This is a genomic window from Sulfitobacter sp. SK025 (genome assembly GCF_003352105.1).
Classification (GTDB): Bacteria; Pseudomonadota; Alphaproteobacteria; order Rhodobacterales; family Rhodobacteraceae; genus Sulfitobacter; species Sulfitobacter pontiacus.
Genome location: NZ_CP025808.1, coordinates 2,215,814 through 2,239,701 on the forward strand (window position 1 = coordinate 2,215,814; position 23,888 = coordinate 2,239,701).

Sequence of the window (23,888 nt, forward strand, 5' to 3'; positions counted from 1 at the left end):
GGTGAGATTGCAATCATAACACACTGATATTTATAGAACAAACGCCACACTTAAACCAATTTATGAAGTGCCATCAGAGCAATTTCCGCAGCCGCGCCTCCTCTGCGCGCGCCTGTTCGATAGCGGCGCGTTTCACCGGACCATAGCCCCGAATATCCATCGGCAGTGCTAGCAGCTCTTGTACCGTCTCGTCCGTTGACTCGTCGGTCTTGGCGGGCAGCTCTGCCAGCAAGGCTTCGTACCAGCGGATCAGCGCCACTTCTTCGCGACGTTCCTGAGTGTAGGAAAACACATCCAGCGCCGTGCCCCGTAGCGGACGCAGCCTCGACAGTGCGGTCAATACCGGCGTGAACCATGCACCAAACGCGCGCTTGACGGGCCGCCCCCGCGCGTCCTTGCGCAAAGACACGATCGGCGGAGCCATATGGTAGTTGATCTTGAACCCCGGCTCGAACTCCTGCGCCAACATTTCGGCAAAGGCAGGATCGCGGTGCAGCCGCGCGACCTCGTATTCATCCTTGAACGCCATCAGTTTGAACAGGGCCTTGGCCGCGACCTCTGTCAGCGCTTCGGCATGGGCGGCGGGCACGGCGGCGCGGAACTGCGCAAGCCTGTCGCGGTAGCGCTGCGCGTAGCTGTCGTTTTGATAGGCCCGCAACCGGTCGGCGCGATCCGCGATCAACGCGGCGCTGTCCAAGTCTGGCTGTTCACGCGACGGCAGGGCCAGCGCGTCAGGCGTTTCGGCCATCACGCGGCCCAGATCAAAGGCGCGATGATTCTTGTCGATAGCCACGCCGTTCAGCACGACCGCCTGCCGCAGCGCGCCGTGGGACACGGGCACCAGCCCTTTCTGCCACGCGAAACCCAGCATGATCATATTGGCGAAAACCGTATCGCCCAGAAACCGTTCTGCCATCGCATTGGCATCGAAACCGGCAAGGTTTTCACCCCCCACGGTATCGCGGATCACGCTCTCGCGCTGGTCGGTGTGCAGCTGCGCGTCACGGTGCAATACCAGATCGCCCGTGGGCATTTCTGCGAGGTTCAACACCACCTTGGTCGCGGGCCCATAGTAGACCGACGCCTGCGCGGCAGAGGAAACGACGATGTCACAGCCAATCACCGCATCCGCCGCCCCGTGATCAATGCGCACCTGATGGATCGCATCAGGGCGCGCGCCGATCCGGATAAAGCTAAGCACCGTGCCGAACTTCTGCGCGAAGCCGGTGAAATCCAGCACGCTGGCCCCCTTGCCCTCCAGATGCGCGGCCATGGTGATCAGCGCGCCGACCGTGATCACGCCGGTGCCGCCCACGCCTGTGACCAACAGATCAAAGGGCGCATCAAGGCTGGGCAGTTCGGGACGCGAGATACCCGCCAGCAGCGCGTCCACATCGACCTCTGCCCCGGTTTTCTTACGCCGCACCGCGCCTTCAAGGGTGACGAAGCTGGGGCAGAACCCGTTCAGACACGAGAAATCCTTGTTGCAGCTCGACAGGTTGATCTTGCGCTTGCGGCCTAGATCCGTCTCTAGCGGCTCGATGCTCAGACAGTTGCTTTCAAGCGAGCAATCGCCGCAGCCCTCGCATACAGCGGGGTTGATGAAGGCAAAGCGTTTGGGGTCCTCCATCTGCCCGCGCTTGCGGCGGCGGCGTTTCTCGGTTGCGCAGGTCTGTTCGTAGATCAGCACCGACACGCCTTTGACCTCGCGCAGTTCGCGCTGCACGCTGTCCATCTCTTCACGTGGGTGAAAGCTGGTGCCTTGGGGGAAATCGCCGCGATCGAATTTGTCGATCACATCCGACACCAAGGCGATGCGCTGGACCCCTTCTGCACGACAGGCCTGCGCGATTCCGGTTACGCTGATCGGCCCGTCCACCGGTTGCCCCCCGGTCATGGCCACCGCGTCGTTGTAGAGGATCTTATAGGTGATATTTGTCCCTGCCGCGACAGCCTGTCGAATGGCAAGCGACCCTGAATGGTACCATGTGCCCTCGCCCAAGTTCTGGAACAGGTGTTTGCCGCCGTTGAACTTTGAGGCCACCACATGCGGCACACCCTCGCCGCCCATCTGCGCATAACCACCGGTTTCGCGGTCCATCCACCCCGCCATGACGTGGCAACCGATGCCTGATGCGGCCTGCGACCCCTCGGGCAGCTTGGTCGAGGTGTTATGCGGGCAGCCCGAACAAAAATATGGCGTGCGTTTTGCCCCCGGTACATTCAGCAGGACAGGAGGCTTTTCCGTCAGCGCGCGGGCCTTTTGCGGCAGGTTTTCATCAGGGAAGAACGCGTCCAACCGCTCGGCCACCACGGGCACCAGCGCCAGCGGGCTTAACTCGCCGGTCCAGGGCAGCAACGGGTCGCCGGCCGCGCGGTGTTTGCCGACCATGCGACCGGCTTTGTGCCCCGGCCAGTCATAGAAATATTCCTTCAGCTGGCTCTCGATGATGCCGCGCTTTTCCTCGATCACCAGCACTTCTTCCGTGTCGGCAACAAAGGCCAGCGCATCACGCCGTGCCAAGGGCCAAACCATGCCGACTTTGTAGATATCGATGCCAAGACGGCGGCAGGCGGCTTCGTCCAGACCCAGCAGACGCAGCGCCTCCATCAGATCCAGATGGCCCTTGCCGGTGGTGACGATGCCAAAGGTGGCATTGTCCAGGTTATAGATACGCCTGTCGATCGGGTTGGCCTCGACAAAGGCCTCGACGGCGCTGAGCTTATGCTGCAACCGGGTCTCGATCTCGGGGCTTGGCATGTCCGAGCGGCGCACATGCAGCCCGCCGGGCGGTGGCGTGATCTGGGGCAGCGTAAACGCGCGGTCAGGCTGCAACGCCACCGATTGACCGCTTTCCACCGTCTCGGAAATCGCTTTAAACCCGACCCATGTGCCGGAAAAACGGCTTAGCGCGAGCCCATAGGCCCCGAATTCAAGAAACTCTCCCACATTCGCGGGGTTCAGCGTCGGCATCATCCAGGTCATAAAGGCGACATCCGATTGATGCGGCATGGACGACGACACACAGCCGTGGTCATCCCCCGCCACAACCAGCACGCCCCCCTTGGGCGAAGAGCCATAGGCGTTGCCGTGGCGTAGCGCGTCCCCCGACCGGTCCACCCCCGGCCCCTTGCCGTACCACATGGAGAATACGCCCTCGACCTCGCAATGGGGATCAAGCACAGCCTGCTGCGCCCCCAGAACCGCCGTGGCCCCCAGGTCTTCGTTCACCGCGGGCATAAAGGTGATGTTGTTATCCTTGGTCACATCCCGTGCGCGCCACAGCTCAAGATCGACCGCGCCCAAAGGCGACCCGCGATACCCCGAGATAAACCCAGCGGTGTTCAGCCCCTGCTGCTTATCGCGCCGCGCCTGATCCAACATGATCCGCACCAGCGCTTGGGTGCCGGTCAGAAACACCGTTCCTTCTGTGCGCGTGTAGCGGTCGGATAAGGCATAGGGGTAAAAATCGTGGGTTTCTTTGGTCATGATGGCAATCCTTGGCTGTCTTGACCATCAAACCACGTTTCCGTGAAATATCTGCCCCCTCTTGCGCGTACACGCGGAATAAACGAATGTTTTATTCAGCAGATAGGGGATTGATGAAATGTCTGACCAAATGCGCTTTGACGACCGCGACCGCAAGATACTGGAGCTGTTGCAGCGCGACTGCCGCATCTCGAACGCCGACCTGGCAGAGCGGGCCGGCATGTCCGCCTCCGCCTGCTGGCGACGGGTGAAAGCGTTCGAGGACGCCGGCGTAATCGAACGCTACCGCGCGGATGTGTCCCCGACCAAGGCGGGCAACAGCTTTCAGGCGTTGGTGCAGGTGCAGCTTGCGCGTCACAATCAGGAAAAGCTGGCAGAGTTCATCAAAGCCATCGCGCACCGCGCCGAGGTGCTGGAATGCTATGCCACCACCGGACAGGCCGACTACCAAATGCGCGTCCTTTGCCGCGACATCGCCGCCTATAACCGCTTTCTCGAAGATTTCCTGTTCCGCCTCCCCGCCGTCGAAAGCGCCCAAACCAACGTGGTACTGCGCGAGATCAAGCGGAATACGAGCATTCCGATGTAGCCTCCCAAACGAAGAAAGGGTGCCCGATGGGGCACCCTGAGTTTCGCCTAACCTTGCTCATCGTTCACCGCTCGTTTGTTTTATGCCTGCGGCAAGGCCAGCGTCAGGGGCAAGCGCACCTGCCCCATGTAGAAAGCCCCGACCGCAAGTGAAACGCCAACCAATTGAAGCCCATAGCAAGAAGTTAAGGCCTTATTTGTAAAAAGTCTTTTTCGACCCATAACCAAAAACGGCGGTTTAAGTGTACTTTTGCAAACCAATTATCGCCCACTGAAAAACAGTGTTGAACAAAAAAACCGCCCCAGCGGGCGGCTAAATCGTTTAAAGTTTGGGGTTTAGATATCTGCGATCCTGTAGAATTACGCGTTTGCATCCGCAGGATTCCAAACTGGAAAAACCCCTCTCGCTTGTAAGTTGGTTCGTAGTCGATTTGGATCCCCACCCCAGTAGCCTTCAATCGAAGATAACTTTCGATAGCGCTTCTTTAAACGTGTCACACTATCTCGGTCGATAAGATTACGCATGGCGTGTTGATTGTCACCGAGAACTGACCCGGCAACTGTAGAAATTGTCATTGAGAATTGACCCATGTGCAACCTTGCCCCTGCTTGAATCAGCTGGGAGCTATTGGAGTGTTAGACATGGGATTTCTGAGGATTATTCGGAAATGGGCTCTGCGAGACAAGATGCCCATCCGCGAGATTGCGCGCCGGACAGGGGTGTCTCGCAACACGATCAAGAAGTATCTGCGGACAGGGATAGTTGAGCCCGTGTTCCAAATTTTGGACCGACCGAGCAAGTTGGACCCTTATGCTGAGAAGCTGACAGGCTGGTTGCTGTCTGAGCAGCGTAAATCACGGAAGGAACGGCCAAGCAGCCTCTCGTGACATTGCCTTTGGCAATGCACTGTCAGCCAGTGGATGCATGCGGATCTGGTTCAGCTCGGCTTTGATGGCTCATATGAGCGTGTCGCGGCCTTCGTGCGGAACTGGAAGGGCGAACGACAGCGTGCTCAACATACGACTGACCGGGGTGTTTTCGTGCCGTTGGTCTTTCAGCCGGGCGAGGCGTTCCAATTCGATTGGAGCGAGGACTGGGCCTATGTCGGGGGCGAGCGTCTCAAGCTTCAGGTCGCCCATATCAAGCTGTCCCACAGCCGCGCATTTCTGGTGCGGGCCTATCTGCTGCAAACGCATGAGATGCTGTTCGATGCCCACTGGCATGGCTTTCGGGTGTTTGAGGGTGTTCCGGGGCGTGGCGTCTATGACAACATGAAGACAGCCGTTGACCGGATTGGTGTCGGCAAGAAGCGCGATGTAAACGCACGGTTCCTTGCGATGACCAGCCATTATGTCTTTGACCCTGAGTTCTGCAATCCTGCGGCAGGGTGGGAGAAAGGTCAGGTTGAGAAGAGTGTGCGCGACGCCCGCCATCACGCCAAAGGCGTGCCTGCAGCACGACGGCTTTGGCAACTCATGCCCGCCTTTTCCGAACCTCAATGCGCTGAATGAATGGCTGGAGGAGCGCTGCAAGCTTCTGTGGACCGAGGCACCGCATGGCAGATTGCCTGGCAACATTGCGGATGTCTGGGACGCCGAGAAGGCCGCGCTGATGCCACTGTCCAAAATGTTTGGCGGCTTTGTCGAGCAGAGCAAGCGGGTGTCCCCCACTTGTCTGATAGCATTCGACCGTAATCGCTACTCAGTGCCTGCCAGCTTTGCGAACCGCCCTGTCAGTCTCCGTATCTATCCTGAACGGCTGGTCGTCGTGCTGGAAGCACGCCTTCGGCGCGACGTCGCCGAAGGCTACGTGGTCTGCACGCATGAGCGCATTATTGAACGCTCACACCGTCAGCCAGGGCGCGTTATTTATGACTGGCACCATTATCTGGCGGTGGTTCAACGCAAACCCGGCGCGCTGCGCAACGGGGCGCCCTTCGTTGAGATGCCAGAAGGGTTCCGGAAGCTGCAGGATCATATGTTGCGTAGGCCAGGTGGTGACCGCGTCCCTCTCATCGATACTTCGTATCGACTGCCGGTCAATGGATGGTCGACGTCCTGTCCTTGGTGCTCCACCATGACGAACAGGCCGTGCTTTGCGCGGTGGAAATGGCGCTGGAGGCGGGCGTGCCAACAAAAACCCATGTATTGAACCTACTTCACAGGCTGGTGGATGGCGCACCGATAGACCAGCCTGATGTGACCCCGCCTGCGGCCCTTTCTTTGAATAAGGAGCCCGAGGCCAATGTCGCACGATATGACGGGCTACGCACCACGGAAGGAACACGTCATGCGTCATGATCCCGCCGGTGCTGCCATCGTCATCATGATGCGCAGCCTGAAGATGCATCACGCCAAAGGCGTGCTTTCAGCACGACGCATGGCTCAGGCCGTGCAGGACCTGCATGAGCAGGGATCGCCCACTTTCGATGCAGCGATCCCCATGTTGTCGCAGCTGCTTAAGGCCGAAATAGCTGAACGTGAGGTGCGCTCCATCCACTGCCCGGCAGTGCATGTTTACATGCATGAGAGGGGCCTACCACATGAAGGCAGCACGCTTTCCGGCATACAAAGACAGCTCTGGCTTCGACTTTGGTGCCAGCGAAGTCCGTGAAGCTTTGGTCCGCCAACTTCACCGATGCGAGTTCATGGAGGCGGCTGAGAATGTAGTGCTGGTCGGGGGCCCTGGAACGGGAAAATCACATGTCGCTACCGCCCTCGGCATTCAAGCAATCGAGCATCATCGCAAGCGTGTGCGCTTCTTCTCCACGGTCGAGTTGGTCAATGCGTTGGAGCAGGAAAAGGCCCAAGGCAAGGCAGGAAAGATCGCCGAGGTGCTGGTGAAAGCCGATTTGGTGATCCTCGATGAGCTCGGATATCTGCCGTTCAGCGCTTCGGGTGGCGCGTTGCTGTTCCACCTTCTGAGTAAACTCTACGAGCGCACCAGCGTCGTTATCACAACCAACCTGAGCTTTAGTGAATGGGCCAGCGTGTTCGGTGATGCAAAGATGACCACCGCGCTCCTCGACCGCCTCACACATCGTTGCCACATTCTCGAGACCGGCAACGACAGCTATCGGTTCAAGGCCAGCTCGACGACAGCCAAACAAAAACGAAAGGAGAAAGCGGCATTGACGCCATCATAAAGCAAAGAACATAACAACTGGGTGGGTCAAGTCTCGGTGAAAATGCCGGGTCAGTTCTCGGTGGCAATCAACACCCCTGCCCTGCTTACAGAAGGTGAAGAGGCCTCACTGGAGGTGTACCGATTGAAGCATATCGTCAGTGTCTAACTTCAAAACGCTGCGCCAGAGCGGGCTTTTATACACGTGGACAGCGCGCATTTCCGAGCCTTGGTCTTGGGTCGACATCAGAAGCCCGGCCCATTCAAGCGGTCGTAAAACGCAAGCCTTAAAGGCGTATATGTCCCGCCTGGCAGCATTGCGGTCACTCTCTGGTTCACCATAGAACTTTTGGTATAAGGCAACGTCGCTGATGCCGTGATCGGCCTCCACGTTGATCACATTCATCCAGACATCCCAATTCCCGAAGGGTTGGTCATCAAAGCGCGCATAAGAGGTGTGATCGACCTCGTGTACAAAATACGGGATCAATTCGACAAATAAGCGCCCGGGCGATTGGGCCAACTCTTTCCCACGCTTGGTGAGCCGGAACTCGTCTTTGAAGTGGCGACCAAGGCGTAATTCAATCAGCAGGAAGTGCAGCACTTCGAGCGGCGCGTAGTCAGCTTCGTTGATCACCTTATGTCAACGGCGGAGTAAAATTCGGCCATTGTGGCGGAGCAAAAGTCGGCCAGTTTGGGGCGAGCGCCTTGGAGCGTGCGGCCCTCATATAGCAAGCCCGGTCCAAGGCGCATTGGCCGTCAGGCCAATTCTGTGAGGTTCATTTGTTAGCGGCGGCGAGGCGGGCGCGGCTTTGATTGAGGCGGTAGCTTTCGCCGTTCATCTCGAGGATGTTGACGTGGTGTGTCAGCCGGTCCAGCAGCGCGCCGGTCAGGCGTTCGGTGCTGAAGGTTTCGGTCCACTCCTCGAAGGGCAGGTTGCTTGTGATCAGGGTCGACCCTCGCTCGTAGCGCTGTGAGATCAGCTCGAACAGAAGCTCGGCGCCGGTTTTGCTCAAGGGGACGAATCCCAGCTCGTCGATGATCAGCAGTTTGACCTTGGCGAGTTTGCGCTGGAGTTGCAGGAGGCGTTTTTCGTCGCGGGCCTCCATCATCTCGTGCACGAGGGCTGCGGCGGTCACGAAGGCGACAGGCAATCCTTTCTGGCAGGCAGCCAGTCCCAGCCCGAGGGCGACATGGGTCTTGCCGGTGCCGGAGGGACCGAGCGCGATCACATTCTCCTTGCGTTCGATCCATTCGCAGCGCGCCAGCTCCAGCACCATCATCTTGTTGAGCGACGGGATCGCCTTGAAGTCGAAGCTGTCCAGGCTTTTGATGGTCGGGAACTTTGCGGCCTTGATCCGGCGTTCCACCATGCGCCGTTCCCGGTCGATCAGTTCCAGCTCGGTCAGCCGGGCCAGGTAACGCACGTGATCTACGCCTTCAGCGGCGCAGATACGGGCCTGCTTGTCATGTTCACGCAAGAACGTGGGCAGCCGAAGCGTTTTGAGATGGTGGGCCAGCAGCAGTTCGGGTGCATCCGTCATGCCCCACCTCCTGCCAGCAGGCTCATGTAGGATGCGGCGGAGGTGGTGGTGATGTTGGTTCTGGGCAGGAAGGGATAGACATCCAGATCCAGCCTCGGAGGCCTTTGCTCGACCCTGCACAAGATCAGGTGCTTGATTGCATCGAAGCTGACCGCTCCCATTCGCAGGGCATCTTTGACGGCAAGATGCAGCACGTCAATCTCGAAGCGCTCCAGAAGGCGCAGGACCTGCACATACTCGCGCTTGCCGGCCTTTCCCTGCCGGGCTTCCAGCAGTCGGCGCAGGGTTTTGAACGCTTCGGGCAACTCCCAGCCCTGCAGAGGCGCGGCCTGATCGAAGGACATGATCTTGCGTTCGATCAGCGCCAGGTAATGCAGTGGATCAAACACCATGTCGCCGGTGTCATAGGAGCGCGAATGCTCAGCGATCACCTCGGCGCCGCAGCCGATAACAACCCGGGTCACGAAGCCCTTGATCCAGACCGCACGGTGGCCGTAGGCAACCGGCACCGAGTAATCATTGCCGCGATAACGCACCACCGATGTCGATGTGACCTGGCCACTTTGCAACTCACAAGCCTCAAAGGGGGTGCCGGGCAAATCCCGCATCGCCGCGAGATCGGCCTTCAGCCGTTCCCTGATGCTGACCTTGTGGCCACGCAGAACATCACCCTGGCGCTTGCGGCACTGCTCTTCCAGGTGAGCGTTGAACGCGTGCCAGTCCGGAAAGGACGGGATCGGCACCATGAAGTTGCGACGTCCGTAGCCGACCAGCCCCTCCACGGCCCCTTTGTCATTGCCCTTGCCGGGACGGCCATAGCGGTCCCGAATCACGTAATGCGACAACATCGCGCTGAACCGCTGGGTTCTTTGCCGGGAGCCATCCGGCAGAATCCGGGCTACCAGGCAGCGGTCATTGTCATAAAGAACCGACTGGGGAACCGCGCCGAAGAACGCAAAGGCATGGACATGGCCGTCAAGCCACGCCTCGGTATTGGCCGCAGGATAGGCCCGGATGTAGCATGCGTCGCTGTGCGGCAGATCGAGGGCAAAGAAGTGTGCCTTCTGCTCGACGCCGCCGATCACGACAAGCGCTTCACCAAAATCGGCCTGTGCATGACCGGGCGGATGGCTCAGCGGCACGAACATCTCCTTGCCGGTCCGCTTACGGTCTCGAACGTAATCCTTGACGATGGTGTAGCTGCCATCAAAACCGCACTCGTCCCGCAACCGCTCGAAAATACGCTTGGCGGTGTGACGCTGCTTGCGAGGGCGGCTCCTGTCTTCAGCAAGCCATTGGTCCATCTGGCTGGTGAACGCATCCAGCTTCGGGCGCCTGATCGGCGCTGTCCGCCGATATCCCGGCGGTTCCGAATAGGCCAACATCTTCGCAACACTGTCCCGGCTGATCCCAAAATCCCGGGCAATCTGACGCCCGCTCAATCCATCCTGGAAATGAGCGTGACGCACCTTCAAAGTATCCGTCCGGTGTCCCCGCTCTGACGGCGGGATAGAGTGCCTGCTAGATGTCCACCATTGATAGTGGACATCTTGAGGTGGGCGATGGCGGGCAAGAAGGGTCAGAAGAAGCGGGTCTGGTCAGACGATGAGAAGCTTTCGATCTGCGCGCAGGCGCGGGTTCCCGGTGTCTCGGTTGCGCAGGTTGCTCGGCGCTACGCCATGAACACCAACCTGATCCATAAATGGCTTCGCGATCCTCGTTTTGCATCAGGGGAGCAGGCTTTGGATTTGTCGAGGCCTGAGGATGCAACGTTTCTTCCAATCGAGATCACGGGCATTGCCCCCGCCTCAACGGCAACGATTTCGCCCATCCCTTCGTCAAGTTCCGTCACTGCGCAGCGTGTGGATATTACGTTGTCGGATGGTCGGCGGATATTGGTTGAGGGTCCGACTGCCCTGTCAGCGATCGTGGCGATGGTCGAGGGACTGGCTTAATGATCCCGGTGCCGAGCAACACGCGGGTATGGCTGGCTGCGGGCGTCACGGACATGCGGCGAGGGTTCAATACGCTGGCAGCCCAAGCTGAACAGGTTCTGGCCGAGGATCCGTATTCCGGCCACATGTTCGTCTTCAGGGGCCGCCGGGGCGATCTTTTGAAGATCATCTGGTGGGATAGCCAGGGGGCCTGCCTGTTTACAAAACGGCTGGAACGGGGCCGGTTTGTCTGGCCCGCGGCCAAGGAAGGCAAGATCAGTTTGAGCCCATCTCAGCTGTCGATGCTGCTCGAAGGGATCGACTGGCGGACCCCACAAAAAACCTGGCGACCGCTGGTCACGGGATAGGGGCGAACCCCAATAAAACATGGATTCTGACGCTGTTTTGCGTTCCCTCCTATGGGGCGATCTGGTATGGATTTCGCCATGCTGGACGCCTTCAAATCCCTACCCGAAGACCCCGACGAGCTGCGCTCTGTCAGCGCGCAAATGCTCCAACATATCCAGTCACAAGCTTACCAAATCGAGAAGTTGAAGGCCGAACTTCACGGCCATCGTAAGGCGCGCTTCGGTTCGAAGGCAGAGGGCATGGATCAACTTGCTCTCGACCTGCCGGAAGACGGCGAGATCGCGCAGGCTGCAGAAGATCAACACACCAAGCAGTCGCTCGGCGATGAAGATGTCCCAACCAACAAGCGCCAGCACAGCCGCAAGCCGCTGCCAGATCACCTTGATCGGGAAGATGAGGTCCTGTCACCTAGTGATGCATGCGCTGGATGCGGCGGCACCCTGCGCCAGGTGGGTGAGGACGTGACCGAAGAACTGGATTACATCCCCGGTCACTTCGTGGTGCGGCGGTTCATCCGCCCCCGCATGGCCTGCACTTGCTGCGAAGCCTTCACCCAAGCTCCGCTGCCCTCCCGCCTAATCGAACGCGGCCGGCCCGGTCCCGGCCTCGTGTCGCACATGCTGGTCGGCAAATATTGCGACCACCTGCCGCTTGAACGGCAATCCAAAATCTACGCCCGCGAAGGGGTCGATTTGCATCGCTCCACGCTGAGCGACTGGGTCGGGCGCACGACGGCCCTGCTGGCACCTCTGGCCGAGCACATCGGCAAACTGGTTCGGGCGGGGCCAGCCTTGTTTGCAGACGACACCCCTGTCAAACTACAGGTGCGCGCCAACACCACGAAGACCAAAACTGCCCGGTTCTGGAGTTATGTCCGGGACGAACGCCCGTGGTGCGGGGTGGCACCCCCCTGCGCCTGGTATCAGTTCAGCGTCGACCGGAAGGGGGAGCACCCCGCCAATCATCTTTCGGGCTATACCGGCACCGTCCATGCCGATGGCTTTGCCGGCTTCAATGGCCTGTTTGGCGAAGGCAAGGCTGACGAACAGGCCTGCATGGTCCATGTGCGCCGCAAATTTGTCGACGAGGTCGAGCGCACCGGCTCTCCCATTGCACAGCATGCGATCAAACAGATCGCGCAGCTTTACGCTGTCGAGACGGAGGCACGGGGAAAACCCCCGGAAGAGCGCATGGCCCTGCGGCAGGCGAAGGCTAAGCCCGTCTTCGACGAATTAGAGCTTTGGCTGCAGGCGCAGCTGCGCAAAATATCTGGAAAAACAAAACTCGCCGAAGCCATCCGCTATGCGCTGAACCGTATGCCAAAGGCCCGTGGCTATCTCAGCGACGGGCGCCTCGAGCTGGACAACAACACTTGTGAGCGGACAATGCGCCCTGTTGCATTGGGCAGAAAAAACTATCTGTTCATGGGCTCCGTCGGTGGCGGAAACGCGGCTGCGATCGCCTACACACTCATGGAAACCTGCAAGCTGAACAACGTCGATCCCCAAGCCTGGCTTACATGGGTGCTCCAGCGTCTACCCGATCACAAGATCAATCGCATCGACGAACTCATGCCATGGAATTGGCAGGCCGAAATCGCCTGAAACCGCGCCTCAACCGGACGGATACCCTTCAAATACAAGTCCACGGTGTATATCCCCAAGCCCTCCCGAAATCCGAAAGGGCAAAAGTGGACGACTTTTACGCCGCCCGCGACAACACTATGCCGTCGCTACCGTGGCCGAGTATTGCTCCGCCGTTCACACCTTATGATAACGGAACACCTCATCCGCACCTTCTCCTGGCCAGTCAAAATTCTGTACAGCCCATTGAACGAAGGTACGCTTGAACGCCTTGTTTTTGGTGATCCCTATCGATCCGTGTTCCTGCGTATATTGCATGGTCAGAACTGCTGCCTGTAGCAGCGGTGACCGCAAGAGGTCGGTATGGTCGTCAGCGAGGGTTTGGTATTCGATCATACCCGAAAGGTGTCATACACCGAACCGCAGCGCCATGATATTCGCGTAAGCTGTATGGACTAGTATTGTTACTGTCTTAATCTCGGAACGGAAAGTTAGAACTGAGTAGCCATATACTTATCGGGCGGATACCGGTCATTCGCTGCGATCTTCACCAGGGTCTGCAATGCGGACAAAGTGTGAATTCGCTGCGCTTGCGCCAATGTCTGCTGTTAGCCATCCGACGAATATCATGTAGCTGAGAACTGCTATAAGCGTAGCCGATAGTTGCCTAAATGACGGAGACAAAGAGCTACCAAGCCACCTCCCGGCGCATTTGGTACGTCACCCCATTCTTTCGTTTGCTGGTACCTGCCTACTCAAATTGGGGCATTTTGCAACGAAGAGTGTTTCACAGTCAAAGCACGGACCTCTGCAATCAACTGGTCCGAACCGGAGTTCAACGTGACGTTTAAGTGTTTTTTCACCAAGTCAAAAGATGTATTCGGAAAGTGGTACTTTTTGGAGTCTCCAGACTGGAGGATGCCTCTCTCAGTTGGGCGGTGATGAAATATTGGTATGTCGTACCCGATGAGTGAGCTCGCCTCTATCTCCCGTAGCCCCAATTCATTGTCGCCAAGGGTCTTCAGAAAATAACTGAAAACCTCTGTTGAGCTATTTCCGAAGTTTGTAAGGACGGCTCTCTGCAAAAGCTGAGCATAGGCAACAGTATCGCGAAACACGAACCTAAGACGGGCATTCCGAAAGTTTGAAATCAATTCCAGAATTGTTGTCAATTTCTGTTTAGTTAAGGATGAAACAACGGTTGAAATCCCATCAGAAAAGGCATCAAGGCAATCGGTTGAGCCGAGCAGTGCTGGTTCCTTCTCCCGTCTATCGCTTGTATGCTGGATTGGTATAAAATTTGGTATGTGGAGAACGCTCGGAGGTTTCAACCAAAAATCATTGTGTTGGTCACTCAGCCCCATAAAGGCCCCAGTATCGCGCAAATACCATTCTCCGCTTCCCCACGGTGCTAAAAGGCATTCGGCATCAACAAATACCAACTCGTTTTGGGTGAAGATGACGTTCTCATAATGCAAATCGTACCCCCTCACTAAGTAAAGCAACCCGGCAAGCAGTCCAAGTTGGTAGTGCCGCTCCTCACTATGAACTGAAATTAGAGACACAGCTTTATGTTCAATCGAAAAATCATCCCCGATGGCAACTGTACCTGGAGAAACCACCTTGCCTGCGCAACACTCAAAAATCCCCAACAAGCCTGAAAAAAGCTCCTGGCTATCATTGCTGCGCGGCTTATAGACCATGCGTTGCCCTCCAATCTCAAATTCGAATGTATGAGAGAGAGAGTTATGAAAATCGGAAAGCCGCTTGATGAAACTTACCTGAACTTCAGGGCTAAGTTTCAATGCAACACGGATATCAGCGTCAGCCTTGCGGATGAATGTCGCCAGACGGGTGCACATAGTATCACGCAGCCAGTCATGATAAGGTGAACTGCTGCACAGGTCATCGAAACTTACATCGCTTTGCCTGACTGATGACAAAATGTTTCTGATAGGTTCAAGAACCTTAGTTAGTTCTGCATTCGCAAGCCATTCGGGGATCACACATGGCTCCAACAGTTGGCAGACTTATCAACAACCCGCACCTTGCACTTACAACGCGACAGTTAGTGGTGTCCCCAAACACGGTTGCACTGGGCCATCCGTGCTTTTCCCGTATGATTCCAACGCCTCTAATACGGCATCCTGATCTGGCGCTGCACCGTCGTCACAAAAATCAGGCAACTCGATTACGTGGTAGCCTACCTTTGCTTCGAAAGTCTCTACGAAAACTGGTATTGCTCCCCCTGTGGGCAGGGGCTTTTCAGCGACTTGCTCGATCATTGTTTTTGCATCTTTAAGGCATTGATTTCGGTAATCTCTATCAACTATTGCCCGCATGAAAATTCTCTCAACGATTCCGTTCAGTTCAGCTTTGGTCCAATCTGTAGCCACGACAATACCTTTCTCTATAGCAATATGAAAAAAACGACCTCAAACACCCTTTCGGGTCAACTGTACTCAACAGTTTGGCTAAGGTGCTGTCAAGTTTACCCCTAACAAACGATAGTTCGTGAGAGGACAATGACAGCCCCTCGGAAGATATTCTCAAATCTCCCAGCCATTTTCGGAATTTTTCCGTGGTTGAGTGACGAGAAAAACAAAAACGGACTTTCATACACAATTCAGCACTTCACACATTGGGCTCAAACCGGTCCTTCGCCGCGTGTGGCATGAAGGTCCGGTAAGAGCCGGAAGCGGCGTCGAGCCAAGGTCGACCAAGGACTTGCCGACGCCGCACCGCCGCATGTCCGCTTAGAGCCCATAGCCGACCTTCGAGACAAATCCGTTAAGCGTCTCCTTTTATCGAGATCACCGTCGAAAACCGCCGAGCTTTGTCCGCGATTGAACAGAAAATTTGAAGCGCATGTCGAAATCCACCCGGCCCGAGCGTCCTAAGGGTATCGAAACCCTAAAAGAAAGGACCTTCCATGGTCTTCACGATCACCCCGCTCTACGCGTTGGCCGCTGCCGTCATCTACCTTGTCCTCTTTATGCGCGTGTCAGCGCTCCGTGGCAAAACCGGCATATCAACTGGCGAAGGCGGCAATGCGCTTCTGCTGCAACGCATCCGTCAGCATGGAAACTGCGCCGAGTGGTGCAGCTTTTTGCTTATCCTTATGATCCTGGCCGAAGGGGCGGGCGTCGCGCCACTGTGGCTGCATGCCGCCGGTGCATTGCTGATCCTGGGTCGCATCGCCCACCCCTTCGGGCTCGCCATTGACAACGCCGGTCATCCGCTTCGCTATATCGGCAATGGAACCAACATCACCGCCGCCTTGATCGCCATGGTCGGCATCGCCCTTCAAGCCCTTGCATTCTGAGAGTTCATAATGAAGTACATGCTTTTGATCTACAATGATCCCGCACAACAGCCCAAGTTCGGCACGCCCGAATTTGACCAGTTCATGAAGGGGTATTTCGCCGCCAACGAACGAATGAAGTCGGACGGCGTTCTGATCTCTGGTGAAGCTTTGCAGGGTGTCGAAACAGCCACTTCGCTGCGTCGAAAGGCCGGCAAGGTGGAGACGATGGATGGCCCCTTTGCCGAAACGCGCGAATATCTCGGGGGCTATTACGTCATCGAGGCGCCCGACCTCGACGCCGCATTGACCTATGCTGCGTTGATCCCGTCGGCCGATTTCGGCACCATCGAAGTCCGCCCCCTCATGGACTATAACCCGGCGGGCTGAACGGATGCCGCAGGCCATTCCCGGACCGGCCCATGCCATGGCGGCGGCGGCCTTGCTTGACCGCACCATCCAGACGGATCGAAGCAGGCTTGTGGCCATTCTTTCGGCAAGCCTGCGCGACATCACCCTTGCCGAAGATGTCCTGCAGGAGGCCGCCGTTTCGGCCCTGACCCATTGGGGGCGAAACGGTCCGCCTGCCTCGCCTGCAGGCTGGTTGTTGAAGGTTGCGCAGCGAAAGGCGATAGACAGGTTGCGGAAGACGTCGCGCCATACGCGGGTAACAGAGGCATTGGCCCTACTGTCCAACGACGACCTGATGCCTGACCAAGACTTCATCCCAGATGAACGCCTGCGCCTGATCTTCGCCTGTTGCCACCCCGCGCTTGAGCCAAAGTCGCGCGTTGCCCTCACACTGCGAACGGTATGCGGCTTGACAACAGTCGAGATCGCACGGGCGTTCGTTGACGCGGACACCACTATGGGTCAGCGCCTGTCCCGTGCCAAGGCCAAGATTGCGGCGACCGGTATTCCGTTCGCCATCCCCGGTCCCGATCAATGGGCGGAGCGCCTGAATGCGGTTTTGACGGCGGTCTACCTGATTTTCACAACGGGCTACGTCAACCGTCTCGATGAGACGCGCGATCTGTGCCACGAGGCAGAGTTTTTGGCGCGTCTGATCAATCAACTCCGCCCTGATGATCCAGAGATTGAAGGGGCGCTGGCAATGATCTTGCTGATTGGGGCGCGTCGTTTCGCGAGGGTGTCACCCGACGGAGCAAGCTTGCCTCCTGATGAACAGGATCGCGGGTTATGGGATGCTGACAAGATAGCCGAAGGTCGGCATGTTCTGGAAACAGCTGTGCGCCGGCGCGCTCCGGGGCCGTTCCAGATCAAGGCGGCCATTGCAGATTGTCACATGTCGCATCCCGGACCGGATTGGCCGCAGATCGCGGCACTCTACGCAGCTTTGTGGCGGTTCGAGCCCACACCGGTCGTGGGTTTGAACGGGGCCGTTGCGATCGCGCGTGCCGGTGACCTGACACGTGGGCTGTCATTGATAGAAGACCTCAAAGAGGCGTTGTCGGACTACCAGCCCTGGCACGCCGCCCGGGCAGACCTGCTTGCCAGATCCGGGAACGTCGACGCTGCGCGAGAGGCTTACGCTCAAGCCATCGAAAGAGCGACAACGGACGCCGACGCCCTGTTTCTCAGGAGGCGCCTGAACGAGATCCGTTGACTGCAGAGGCAACCCGATGCGGCAATAGAGACGGGACGTCACCAGAAGCGCGCTTCTGTTCGGTCATTCAGGGAGGTTGCAGCGAATGCCGGCTTCGAGCCCATTCCGTTGAAAAACTCACTGACTTTGGAGCTTTGTCTCAAGCTATCGCTTTGATTTCTTTTGGATGCGCGAGACTTGATGGCTCCTCATCCTTTGGCTGGTATCATGGGCTTGAGTTTGGCCATTTTTCGGAGGTTTTGGGCGGTGGCGGCGAGAGTGAATTCATCCTGAACGCCACAGGGCCCTCGTAATCGGAGCCGTCCCAGACCGAGAATGCGTTTGAGGTGGGCGAAGAGCATCTCGACTTTCTTGCGGCGCGCCTGAGCCTTTGGATTGAACTCCGAGGCCGTGCATTGGCGGGCAAACTCCCGGACCTCCTCGAACCGCTCGCGGGTGACGGAACGTGCATCGACCTTCGGACAGCACCTCTCCTTTGCAGGGCAGATGCTGCAAACCATCTTGCTGGCGCGGTATTTGCGGCGGCCTGTTCGCGGCTGCTTGTTGCGTGGGTCCTTGTGGTATTGCCGAGTGCGCTTCAACTCTTTGCCTTCGGGACAAAGATACCTGTCATTGTCGGGATCCCAGGTGAAGTCGGACCGCGACCACGTTCCATCCTGGCGTTTCGATTTGTCAAAGACAGGGATGAACGGCAGGATTTGTCGATCCAACGCGAGCCAGGCGAGGTTCTCTTCAGAGCCGTAGGCGGTGTCAGCCGCAACCCAGTTCGGCTTCAGCCCGAAGCATTCGCTGGTCCGGTCGATCATGCGGCGTGATGCGCCCACTTCAGCTGTTTTGACGGACCTGCTCGCTTCAACATCGACAATGATCCCGTGATCTGTGTCGATCAGGTAATTGTCCGAATAGGCAAAGAACGCAGGGCCTTTCCGGGCTGCCGTCCATTGGCTCGCAGGGTCGACGTGGGCTGTGAACTTCGGCTTCACCTCGCTGGCGGCCCCAAAGGCTTCGTCATCCAATACATCCAGATACTCGCGCACCGCGCGTGGCGCATCAGTAGGGTCAACATCGCGCGCCGCCCAGTCCTCGGGATTGCTGGAGTTCTGCTTCTGGACATCCACGACAATCAGACTGGCATCGACCGCAAAGCCCTGTCCTCCAACCAACCCTTCCGACATGCAACGCGCGACAGTCGTCTCAAAAACATGGCGCAACAAGTCGCTCTCGCGGAAGCGTCCGTGCCTGTTCTTGGAGAAAGTAGAATGGTCCGGGATGCGATCTGTCAGATCGAGACGACAGAACCACCGGTAAGCCAGGTTCAAATGCACCTCTTCACAGAGCCGCCGTTCTGACCGGATGCCGAAGCAATACCCAACCAACAGCATCCGGATCAGCAGTTCAGGATCGACCGACGGCCGACCCGTGTGGTTGTAGAAATCCGCCAGATGTGCGCGGATGGTGCTGAGATCAACGAAACGATCAATCGACCGCAGCAGGTGATCTTGAGGAACGTGACCTTCCAGCGAGAACTCGTAGAATAGCGAAGCTTGCGCTTCCTGCCTCGGTCCCATCATCGCAAATCCTCCCGCTCGCTGAGAGAATTGAATCAGGCGCTCGCAACCCGATCAACCAAGAGTTTTTCAACGGAATCAGCCCATAGTGCCGGATGCTGCGCTTTGCACGAACGTCCAGTTTTCGAGACGCAGCCAAAAACGTGTCAAAATTAAGCGGAGATTTGCCAAGGGTTTGTGGCACGTGGCATTTTGCAGCAGTCCGTCTAACCAGTCAGATTCTCCAGAACGGCGATCTTGGCCATTTCAAGGTCTTCGTTCTTCATGCCCGACCGGGCCATGACGCGTAGGCCAGAGTATACCGTGAGAACAAGCTGCGCGTGCTGCGCGGTTGCGTCGTCGTCTTGGTCCGGCCTGTCGGCGTTCAACGCCTCAGTGATTGCTGACCGCATCTTGGCGTAGCCGCGCAGAACAACCGCACCGGTCTTTGGGTCCAAGGACGCGCGGTCTGCTGCGGCATTGCACAGAAAACAGCCACGCCTGTCGGCATTGTCACGCACGGCTGTGATCGGGGCGGACAGGAACGCGTTGATGCGTTCCAACGGGGGGCGATCACCAGCGCGCAGGATTGCAACGGCTGAATCGACCATAAGCGCCTCGTACCGCGCCAGCGCCTTGAGATACATCTCTTGTTTGTTGCCAAATGCGGAATAGAGGCTCGCCTTGCCCATGCCTGTGGCCGCGATGATATCGCTCAGACCTGTCCCCTCGTACCCATTCTCCCAGAAAAGCTGCATGATCTTCGAGAGTACTTCGTCGGGGTCAAATTCCCTGGGGCGACCGGGTTGCTGCATGTGAAATGTTCCTCGCGAAGCTGTGACATTCTAATTATTGACCGATCGGTCTTTATCTCTTAGGTCTGGGTCATCGGCACTGACGCCGCACAGCTATACCAAATTTAAGACCGATTGGTCAAGAAGGAGACGCACGTGACATACGCAACCGACAAAGCAACCCCGGCCACGGATCTTTCAACCTTTGCCGATAATGTAACATTCGCTGGCGTGCACACGCTGCGCTTTTCCACCGCCATCGTATTGGGCTGGATCGGTGCGATGAAATTCACCGCCTACGAAGCGGGTGCCATTGAGGGGCTGGTCGCCTCCAGCCCATTGACGAACTGGCTTTACAGCGTGTTCAGCCTGCAAGGCGCGTCCAACCTGATCGGCACCGCAGAAATCGCAACCGCCGCGCTGATCGTCATCGGTGCGAAATTCCCCAAGGCAGCCCTGCTTGGCGCGCTCGGTGCGCTTGCGACCTTCCTTGTCACCGCCAGCTTTTTGTTCACGGCACCCGTGACCGAGCCGAGCCTTGGTGGCTTTCCGGCCCTGTCCGTCGTCCCGGGTCAGTTCCTGCTCAAGGACATCGTTTTGTTGGCAGGTGCGCTTTTCCTGACGGGTGACGCCCTCAAGCGGATCGCCAGAAACAACTGAGCTGCACACTTGCCCGCGCCGTCGAGGCGCGGGCATTCCGTACGCTAAAGGAGAAAAACCATGACCGCCAAAGTTACCCTCTACACCAAAGACTATTGCCCACACTGCAAGGCCGCCAAAGCCTTACTGAAATCCAAGGGGATCATCTTTGAAAATTATGAAGTTTCGACCGACCCCTTGCTGCGCGCTGAAATGATCGCCCGCAGCGGCGGGCGCAGAACGGTCCCGCAAATCTTCATCGGGGAGTTCCATGTGGGCGGAAACAGTGATCTTGTGGCACTCAATGCGGCTGGCAACCTTGACCCGCTGTTGGGCCTTGGGGAACCTGCCTGACCTAAAAGAAGAAGGACAAAGCAATGACCCAGTATGATGTTGATGTCGCCATCCTGGGCGCAGGGACTTCCGGGATGGCCGCCTACCGCGAGGTTGTGAAACACACCGACCGCGTGGCCTTGATTGACGGTGGTCCGCTCGGGACGACCTGCGCACGTGTTGGCTGCATGCCTTCTAAGTTGCTGATCGCTGCCGCAGATGCAGCACATGAAGCCCGCCATACGGACAAATTTGGCGTGTCCACCGGTGAGGTCACGATCGACGGTGTGGCCGTGATGGACCGCGTGCGCCGCGAACGCGACCGGTTTGTCGGCTTCGTCAATGATGCCGTGGACAGTTTTGAGGATCGCCATTTGATCCGGCAACACGCGCGCTTCATCGACGACACCACGTTGGAGCTTGCCGATGGCAGCCGTCTGACGGCGCGCACTGTCATCATCGCCACAGGGTCTCGCCCCATCGTGCCGCCCCCGTTCAAAACGGCAGGCGACCGGTTGATCGTCAATGACGATGTTTTTGACTGGCAGGATCTGCCGCGTTCGGCAGCCGTCTTTGGCGCGGGTGTCATCGGGTTAGAACTGGGTCAGGCGCTGTCACGGCTTGGCGTGCGCGTGCACCTGTTTGGCCTTGGCAACTCCGTCGGCCCCCTGAGTGATCCCGACCTCGTGGCCTATGCAAGGGACACGTTCAAGTCCGAGTTTGCCGCGCATTTTAATGCGGACACGCAGATTTCCCGTGATGGCGACAAGGTCGTTGTACGCTGGACCGACAAGGGCAATGCTGCTGACACGGGAGAGGAACGCTTCGATGTCCTGCTGGCGGCCACTGGTCGCCGTCCCAACCTGGACACCATCGGCGTCGAAAACACCTCACTGATCCTGGATGAACGGGGCGCACCGCGTCACGATCACATGTCGATGCGCGCCGACACGGCGGGGGACGGGTTGTCCTCGATCTTCGTGACCGGCGACGCTGCCATCGAGTTGCCGTTGCTGCACGAGGCAGCAGATGAAGGCCGCATCGCAGGCGAAAACGCCGCGCGCTATCCAGAGGTCTATCGCCGCGCCCGGCGCACTGGTTTGGGTGTCGTCTTTTCCGATCCACAGATTGCCATCGCTGGGCGTGGACAAGGTGATCTCACGAAGGCTGGGATCGACTTTGCCTATGGCGAGGTTTCGTTCGAAGACCAGGGGCGCGCGCGCGTGATCGGAAAGGACAAGGGATTGCTGCGCGTCTATGCAGAGCGCGAAACGGGGATCCTGCTGGGTGCCGAAATGATCGGTCCTGCAGCCGAACACATCGGGCATTTGCTTGCCTGGACCATCGAAAGCCGACTGACCGTGATCGAGACCCTGCAACGTCCGTTCTACCACCCGGTTCTGGAAGAGGGCCTGCGCACCGCGCTGCGCAATCTGGCCGCCGAGCTGGAATTCGGTCCGAACCCGCCACTGCGCTGCATCGACTGCGGACCGGGCGGGTAAGCGACAGCGAGGAACGGCACCTTGATCCTGATCCCCTTACTCTTGGGGCTGTCGTTCCTCGTTGGCTATGCCATCCGGCGTGGCAGCATCTGCGCCGTTCTGGCGACGCGGGCGTTGATTGTCGACCGGCGCAGCGCACGTTTCCGCGCCTTCGGCGTCGCCGCCGCCGGAGCGGGTGCCGTGGTTGTTCCACTGCATTGGCTGGCTCCGGCGGATGTGACGCTTTCAGCGGGATATCCCGTCACGGTGTCCGTCGCCGTCGCGGGGGCCATCTTCGGCCTTGGCGCGCGCCTGAACAATGCTTGCGTTCTTGGGACCTTGGCGCATCTGACAGGCGGCAATCTGGTCTTTGGCTTCAGCGTGCTGGGCATGGTTATCGGTGCCACTGCAATGACGTCATCTGGTCTTTGGCAAGCCAACGTCACAGCGCCGGTCCCTTCGCCCCTTGAAGAGCCCTCAAACTTTGGGGGCGCGTTCGTGGCTGTGTTGGCCATCTCGCTGTTGCTGGCGCTCTATCGTCGTGTTCCCCGATGGATCAGGGGCCTTCGTGACCCAGCCTCCACCCGCATAGGGCCGTATCGCTCCATGCTGATCGTAGGGATCAGCGGTGGGCTTCTCTATGCCCTGGCCGGGAACTGGACCTATATGAGCGTCCTGTCCAACCGCGCCGCACGACTGGTCGATCCGACGCTTACAGCGAACGGTTGGCCCGTTTTGATCTGTGCCATGACCGTCACTGCGGGAGGAGTTGTTGCGGCCATCAGGTACCACGACTTCCAGCTACGGCGACCCAGTCCGGTATCTGCGGCAAGATGTTTTGCCGGAGGCGCCGTGATGGGGGCGGCTGCAGCAGTCATTCCTGGTGGCAACGGAACACTGCTCGTGCATGGCCTTCCGTCGCTCGCACCCCACGCCGTAGCAGCGTACCTCGCTATGACAGTAACGCTTTGTTTGTTGTTCCTCGCTGAGCGTCGAAGGCTTTCTACATAAAACGCAAGTGTTTCTGTCACCGGCGATAACGACCGTTTGTGACCTTGCGCGTTCATCCAAAGCCGCCATTGGCGCAGCTGCGGCGAAAGTCTGGAAAGTCCGCATTGCCGACATCGAACGGGCCAAAATGCTGCACAACTGATCCAATGACCGCTTCGGGGAAACTGAGGCGCTGCGACGCGTGGTTGGATCAATGTCCGGATTGGGCCGTGATCGTTTTAAGACCATCAATGACCAAAGGCAGCCCAATCACTAAGACACGTTCTATAGCTAATGAACTAAACTAAAATCCCTTCAGCTCGCGCAGATACCGACCAAAGATTTATCAAGAAAAGAGCTCAGTATGCGAATATAACTAACTCTTTTTAAACATGCACCGAAAAAAGGATGCCCAGAGGGCACCCTAAGTTTCGCATAGCCAAGCTCATCGTTCACCGCTCGTTTGTTTTATGCCTGCGGCTTGGCCATCGTTAGGGGCTAGCGCACCGGCCCCCTGTTCGATGGAATGAGAAAAGAAACT

At 58.0% G+C, this 23,888-nt stretch carries 20 protein-coding genes and 3 pseudogenes; 13 read left to right on the forward strand and 10 right to left on the reverse strand.

Features of this window, described 5'->3' with window-relative positions; all coding sequences use genetic code 11:
• Nucleotides 1–73: 73 nt before the first annotated feature.
• A complete protein-coding gene (locus tag C1J04_RS10800; protein ID WP_009824775.1) occupies nucleotides 74–3,490 on the reverse strand; it encodes an indolepyruvate ferredoxin oxidoreductase family protein in 3,417 nt (1,138 codons plus the stop codon).
• A gap of 118 nt (nucleotides 3,491–3,608) precedes the next feature.
• On the opposite strand from C1J04_RS10800, the gene C1J04_RS10805 reads away from it, so the two are divergent.
• Entirely contained in the window at nucleotides 3,609–4,079 is a 471-nt protein-coding gene (locus C1J04_RS10805; protein ID WP_005853822.1) for an Lrp/AsnC family transcriptional regulator, read from the forward strand.
• Between the two features lie 184 nt (nucleotides 4,080–4,263).
• Here the strand turns inward: C1J04_RS10805 and C1J04_RS19340 are convergent, their stop codons facing one another.
• Nucleotides 4,264–4,536, reverse strand: a complete 273-nt coding sequence (locus tag C1J04_RS19340; protein WP_162797838.1) for a hypothetical protein — start codon at nucleotides 4,534–4,536, stop codon at nucleotides 4,264–4,266.
• A 184-nt stretch (nucleotides 4,537–4,720) separates the two neighbouring features.
• Between C1J04_RS19340 and istA (C1J04_RS10810) the strand changes: the two are divergent.
• Nucleotides 4,721–6,379 (forward strand): annotated as a pseudogene (gene istA, locus C1J04_RS10810) (IS21 family transposase).
• Nucleotides 6,369–7,224, forward strand: a pseudogene (gene istB, locus C1J04_RS10815) (IS21-like element helper ATPase IstB). Before istA (C1J04_RS10810) ends, istB (C1J04_RS10815) begins: the two co-directional pseudogenes overlap by 11 nt.
• A 105-nt stretch (nucleotides 7,225–7,329) precedes the next feature.
• Here istB (C1J04_RS10815) and C1J04_RS10820 read toward each other — a convergent pair.
• The 3 genes from C1J04_RS10820 to istA (C1J04_RS10830) form a co-directional block, all read right to left on the reverse strand.
• A complete protein-coding gene (locus C1J04_RS10820) occupies nucleotides 7,330–7,839 on the reverse strand; it encodes a hypothetical protein (RefSeq protein ID WP_009824781.1) in 510 nt (169 codons plus the stop codon).
• 142 nt (nucleotides 7,840–7,981) lie between these two features.
• Nucleotides 7,982–8,746 carry an IS21-like element helper ATPase IstB gene (gene istB, locus C1J04_RS10825; RefSeq protein WP_009824782.1) on the reverse strand — a complete coding sequence of 255 codons (765 nt, stop codon included), beginning with the start codon at nucleotides 8,744–8,746 and terminating at the stop codon, nucleotides 7,982–7,984.
• Nucleotides 8,743–10,221, reverse strand: coding sequence for an IS21 family transposase (istA, locus tag C1J04_RS10830; RefSeq protein ID WP_114865359.1), 1,479 nt, complete (start codon nucleotides 10,219–10,221; stop codon nucleotides 8,743–8,745). The genes istB (C1J04_RS10825) and istA (C1J04_RS10830) overlap by 4 nt, the downstream gene beginning before the upstream one ends.
• An 87-nt stretch (nucleotides 10,222–10,308) precedes the next feature.
• Between istA (C1J04_RS10830) and tnpA the strand changes: the two genes are divergently transcribed.
• The 3 genes from tnpA (at nucleotide 10,309) to tnpC (ending at nucleotide 12,653) form a co-directional block, all read left to right on the forward strand.
• The gene (gene tnpA / locus C1J04_RS10835) at nucleotides 10,309–10,701 is read left to right on the forward strand and encodes an IS66-like element accessory protein TnpA (RefSeq protein WP_114865408.1); all 393 of its coding nucleotides are present in this window, start codon (nucleotides 10,309–10,311) and stop codon (nucleotides 10,699–10,701) included.
• Entirely contained in the window at nucleotides 10,701–11,048 is a 348-nt protein-coding gene (gene tnpB / locus C1J04_RS10840) for an IS66 family insertion sequence element accessory protein TnpB (RefSeq protein ID WP_114865360.1), read from the forward strand. The genes tnpA and tnpB overlap by 1 nt, the downstream gene beginning before the upstream one ends.
• Nucleotides 11,049–11,126: 78 nt before the next feature.
• Nucleotides 11,127–12,653, forward strand: a complete 1,527-nt coding sequence (gene tnpC, locus C1J04_RS10845; RefSeq protein ID WP_114865409.1) for an IS66 family transposase — start codon at nucleotides 11,127–11,129, stop codon at nucleotides 12,651–12,653.
• A gap of 159 nt (nucleotides 12,654–12,812) precedes the next feature.
• Here the strand turns inward: tnpC and C1J04_RS10850 are convergent.
• The 3 genes and pseudogenes from C1J04_RS10850 to C1J04_RS10860 all read right to left on the reverse strand — a co-directional run.
• Nucleotides 12,813–13,028 (reverse strand): annotated as a pseudogene (locus C1J04_RS10850) (hypothetical protein); the annotation flags it as partial.
• Nucleotides 13,029–13,387: 359 nt separating this feature from the next.
• The gene (locus C1J04_RS10855; RefSeq protein ID WP_156775789.1) at nucleotides 13,388–14,638 is read right to left on the reverse strand and encodes a DUF4135 domain-containing protein; all 1,251 of its coding nucleotides are present in this window, start codon (nucleotides 14,636–14,638) and stop codon (nucleotides 13,388–13,390) included.
• 48 nt (nucleotides 14,639–14,686) lie between these two features.
• Nucleotides 14,687–15,028: a hypothetical protein gene (locus C1J04_RS10860; protein ID WP_009824785.1), complete on the reverse strand. Its 342-nt coding sequence runs from the start codon at nucleotides 15,026–15,028 to the stop codon at nucleotides 14,687–14,689.
• 536 nt (nucleotides 15,029–15,564) lie between these two features.
• On the opposite strand from C1J04_RS10860, the gene C1J04_RS10865 reads away from it, so the two are divergent.
• The 3 genes from C1J04_RS10865 to C1J04_RS10875 are packed head-to-tail and all read left to right on the forward strand — an operon-like array spanning nucleotide 15,565 to nucleotide 17,563.
• A complete protein-coding gene (locus tag C1J04_RS10865) occupies nucleotides 15,565–15,957 on the forward strand; it encodes an MAPEG family protein (protein ID WP_009824786.1) in 393 nt (130 codons plus the stop codon).
• Between the two features lie 9 nt (nucleotides 15,958–15,966).
• Nucleotides 15,967–16,326, forward strand: a complete 360-nt coding sequence (locus C1J04_RS10870; RefSeq protein ID WP_037953732.1) for a YciI family protein — start codon at nucleotides 15,967–15,969, stop codon at nucleotides 16,324–16,326.
• A 4-nt stretch (nucleotides 16,327–16,330) separates the two neighbouring features.
• A complete protein-coding gene (locus C1J04_RS10875; protein WP_114865361.1) occupies nucleotides 16,331–17,563 on the forward strand; it encodes an RNA polymerase sigma factor in 1,233 nt (410 codons plus the stop codon).
• A 188-nt stretch (nucleotides 17,564–17,751) separates the two neighbouring features.
• Here the strand turns inward: C1J04_RS10875 and C1J04_RS10880 are convergent, their stop codons facing one another.
• Both C1J04_RS10880 and C1J04_RS10885 read right to left on the reverse strand, forming a co-directional pair.
• Nucleotides 17,752–19,134, reverse strand: a complete 1,383-nt coding sequence (locus tag C1J04_RS10880) for an IS1182 family transposase (RefSeq protein ID WP_009824789.1) — start codon at nucleotides 19,132–19,134, stop codon at nucleotides 17,752–17,754.
• A gap of 203 nt (nucleotides 19,135–19,337) precedes the next feature.
• Nucleotides 19,338–19,925: a TetR/AcrR family transcriptional regulator gene (locus C1J04_RS10885; RefSeq protein ID WP_009824790.1), complete on the reverse strand. Its 588-nt coding sequence runs from the start codon at nucleotides 19,923–19,925 to the stop codon at nucleotides 19,338–19,340.
• A 135-nt stretch (nucleotides 19,926–20,060) separates the two neighbouring features.
• Between C1J04_RS10885 and C1J04_RS10890 the strand changes: the two genes are divergently transcribed.
• From C1J04_RS10890 to C1J04_RS10905, 4 genes are read left to right on the forward strand one after another with little or no spacing between them, the layout of a single operon-like run.
• Entirely contained in the window at nucleotides 20,061–20,564 is a 504-nt protein-coding gene (locus C1J04_RS10890; RefSeq protein WP_037953736.1) for a YkgB family protein, read from the forward strand.
• A 60-nt stretch (nucleotides 20,565–20,624) separates the two neighbouring features.
• A complete protein-coding gene (gene grxC / locus C1J04_RS10895) occupies nucleotides 20,625–20,897 on the forward strand; it encodes a glutaredoxin 3 (protein ID WP_009824792.1) in 273 nt (90 codons plus the stop codon).
• A gap of 23 nt (nucleotides 20,898–20,920) precedes the next feature.
• A complete protein-coding gene (locus tag C1J04_RS10900; protein ID WP_009824793.1) occupies nucleotides 20,921–22,378 on the forward strand; it encodes a dihydrolipoyl dehydrogenase in 1,458 nt (485 codons plus the stop codon).
• Nucleotides 22,379–22,399: 21 nt separating this feature from the next.
• Nucleotides 22,400–23,368: a YeeE/YedE thiosulfate transporter family protein gene (locus C1J04_RS10905; protein WP_009824794.1), complete on the forward strand. Its 969-nt coding sequence runs from the start codon at nucleotides 22,400–22,402 to the stop codon at nucleotides 23,366–23,368.
• Nucleotides 23,369–23,888: the final 520 nt, after the last annotated feature.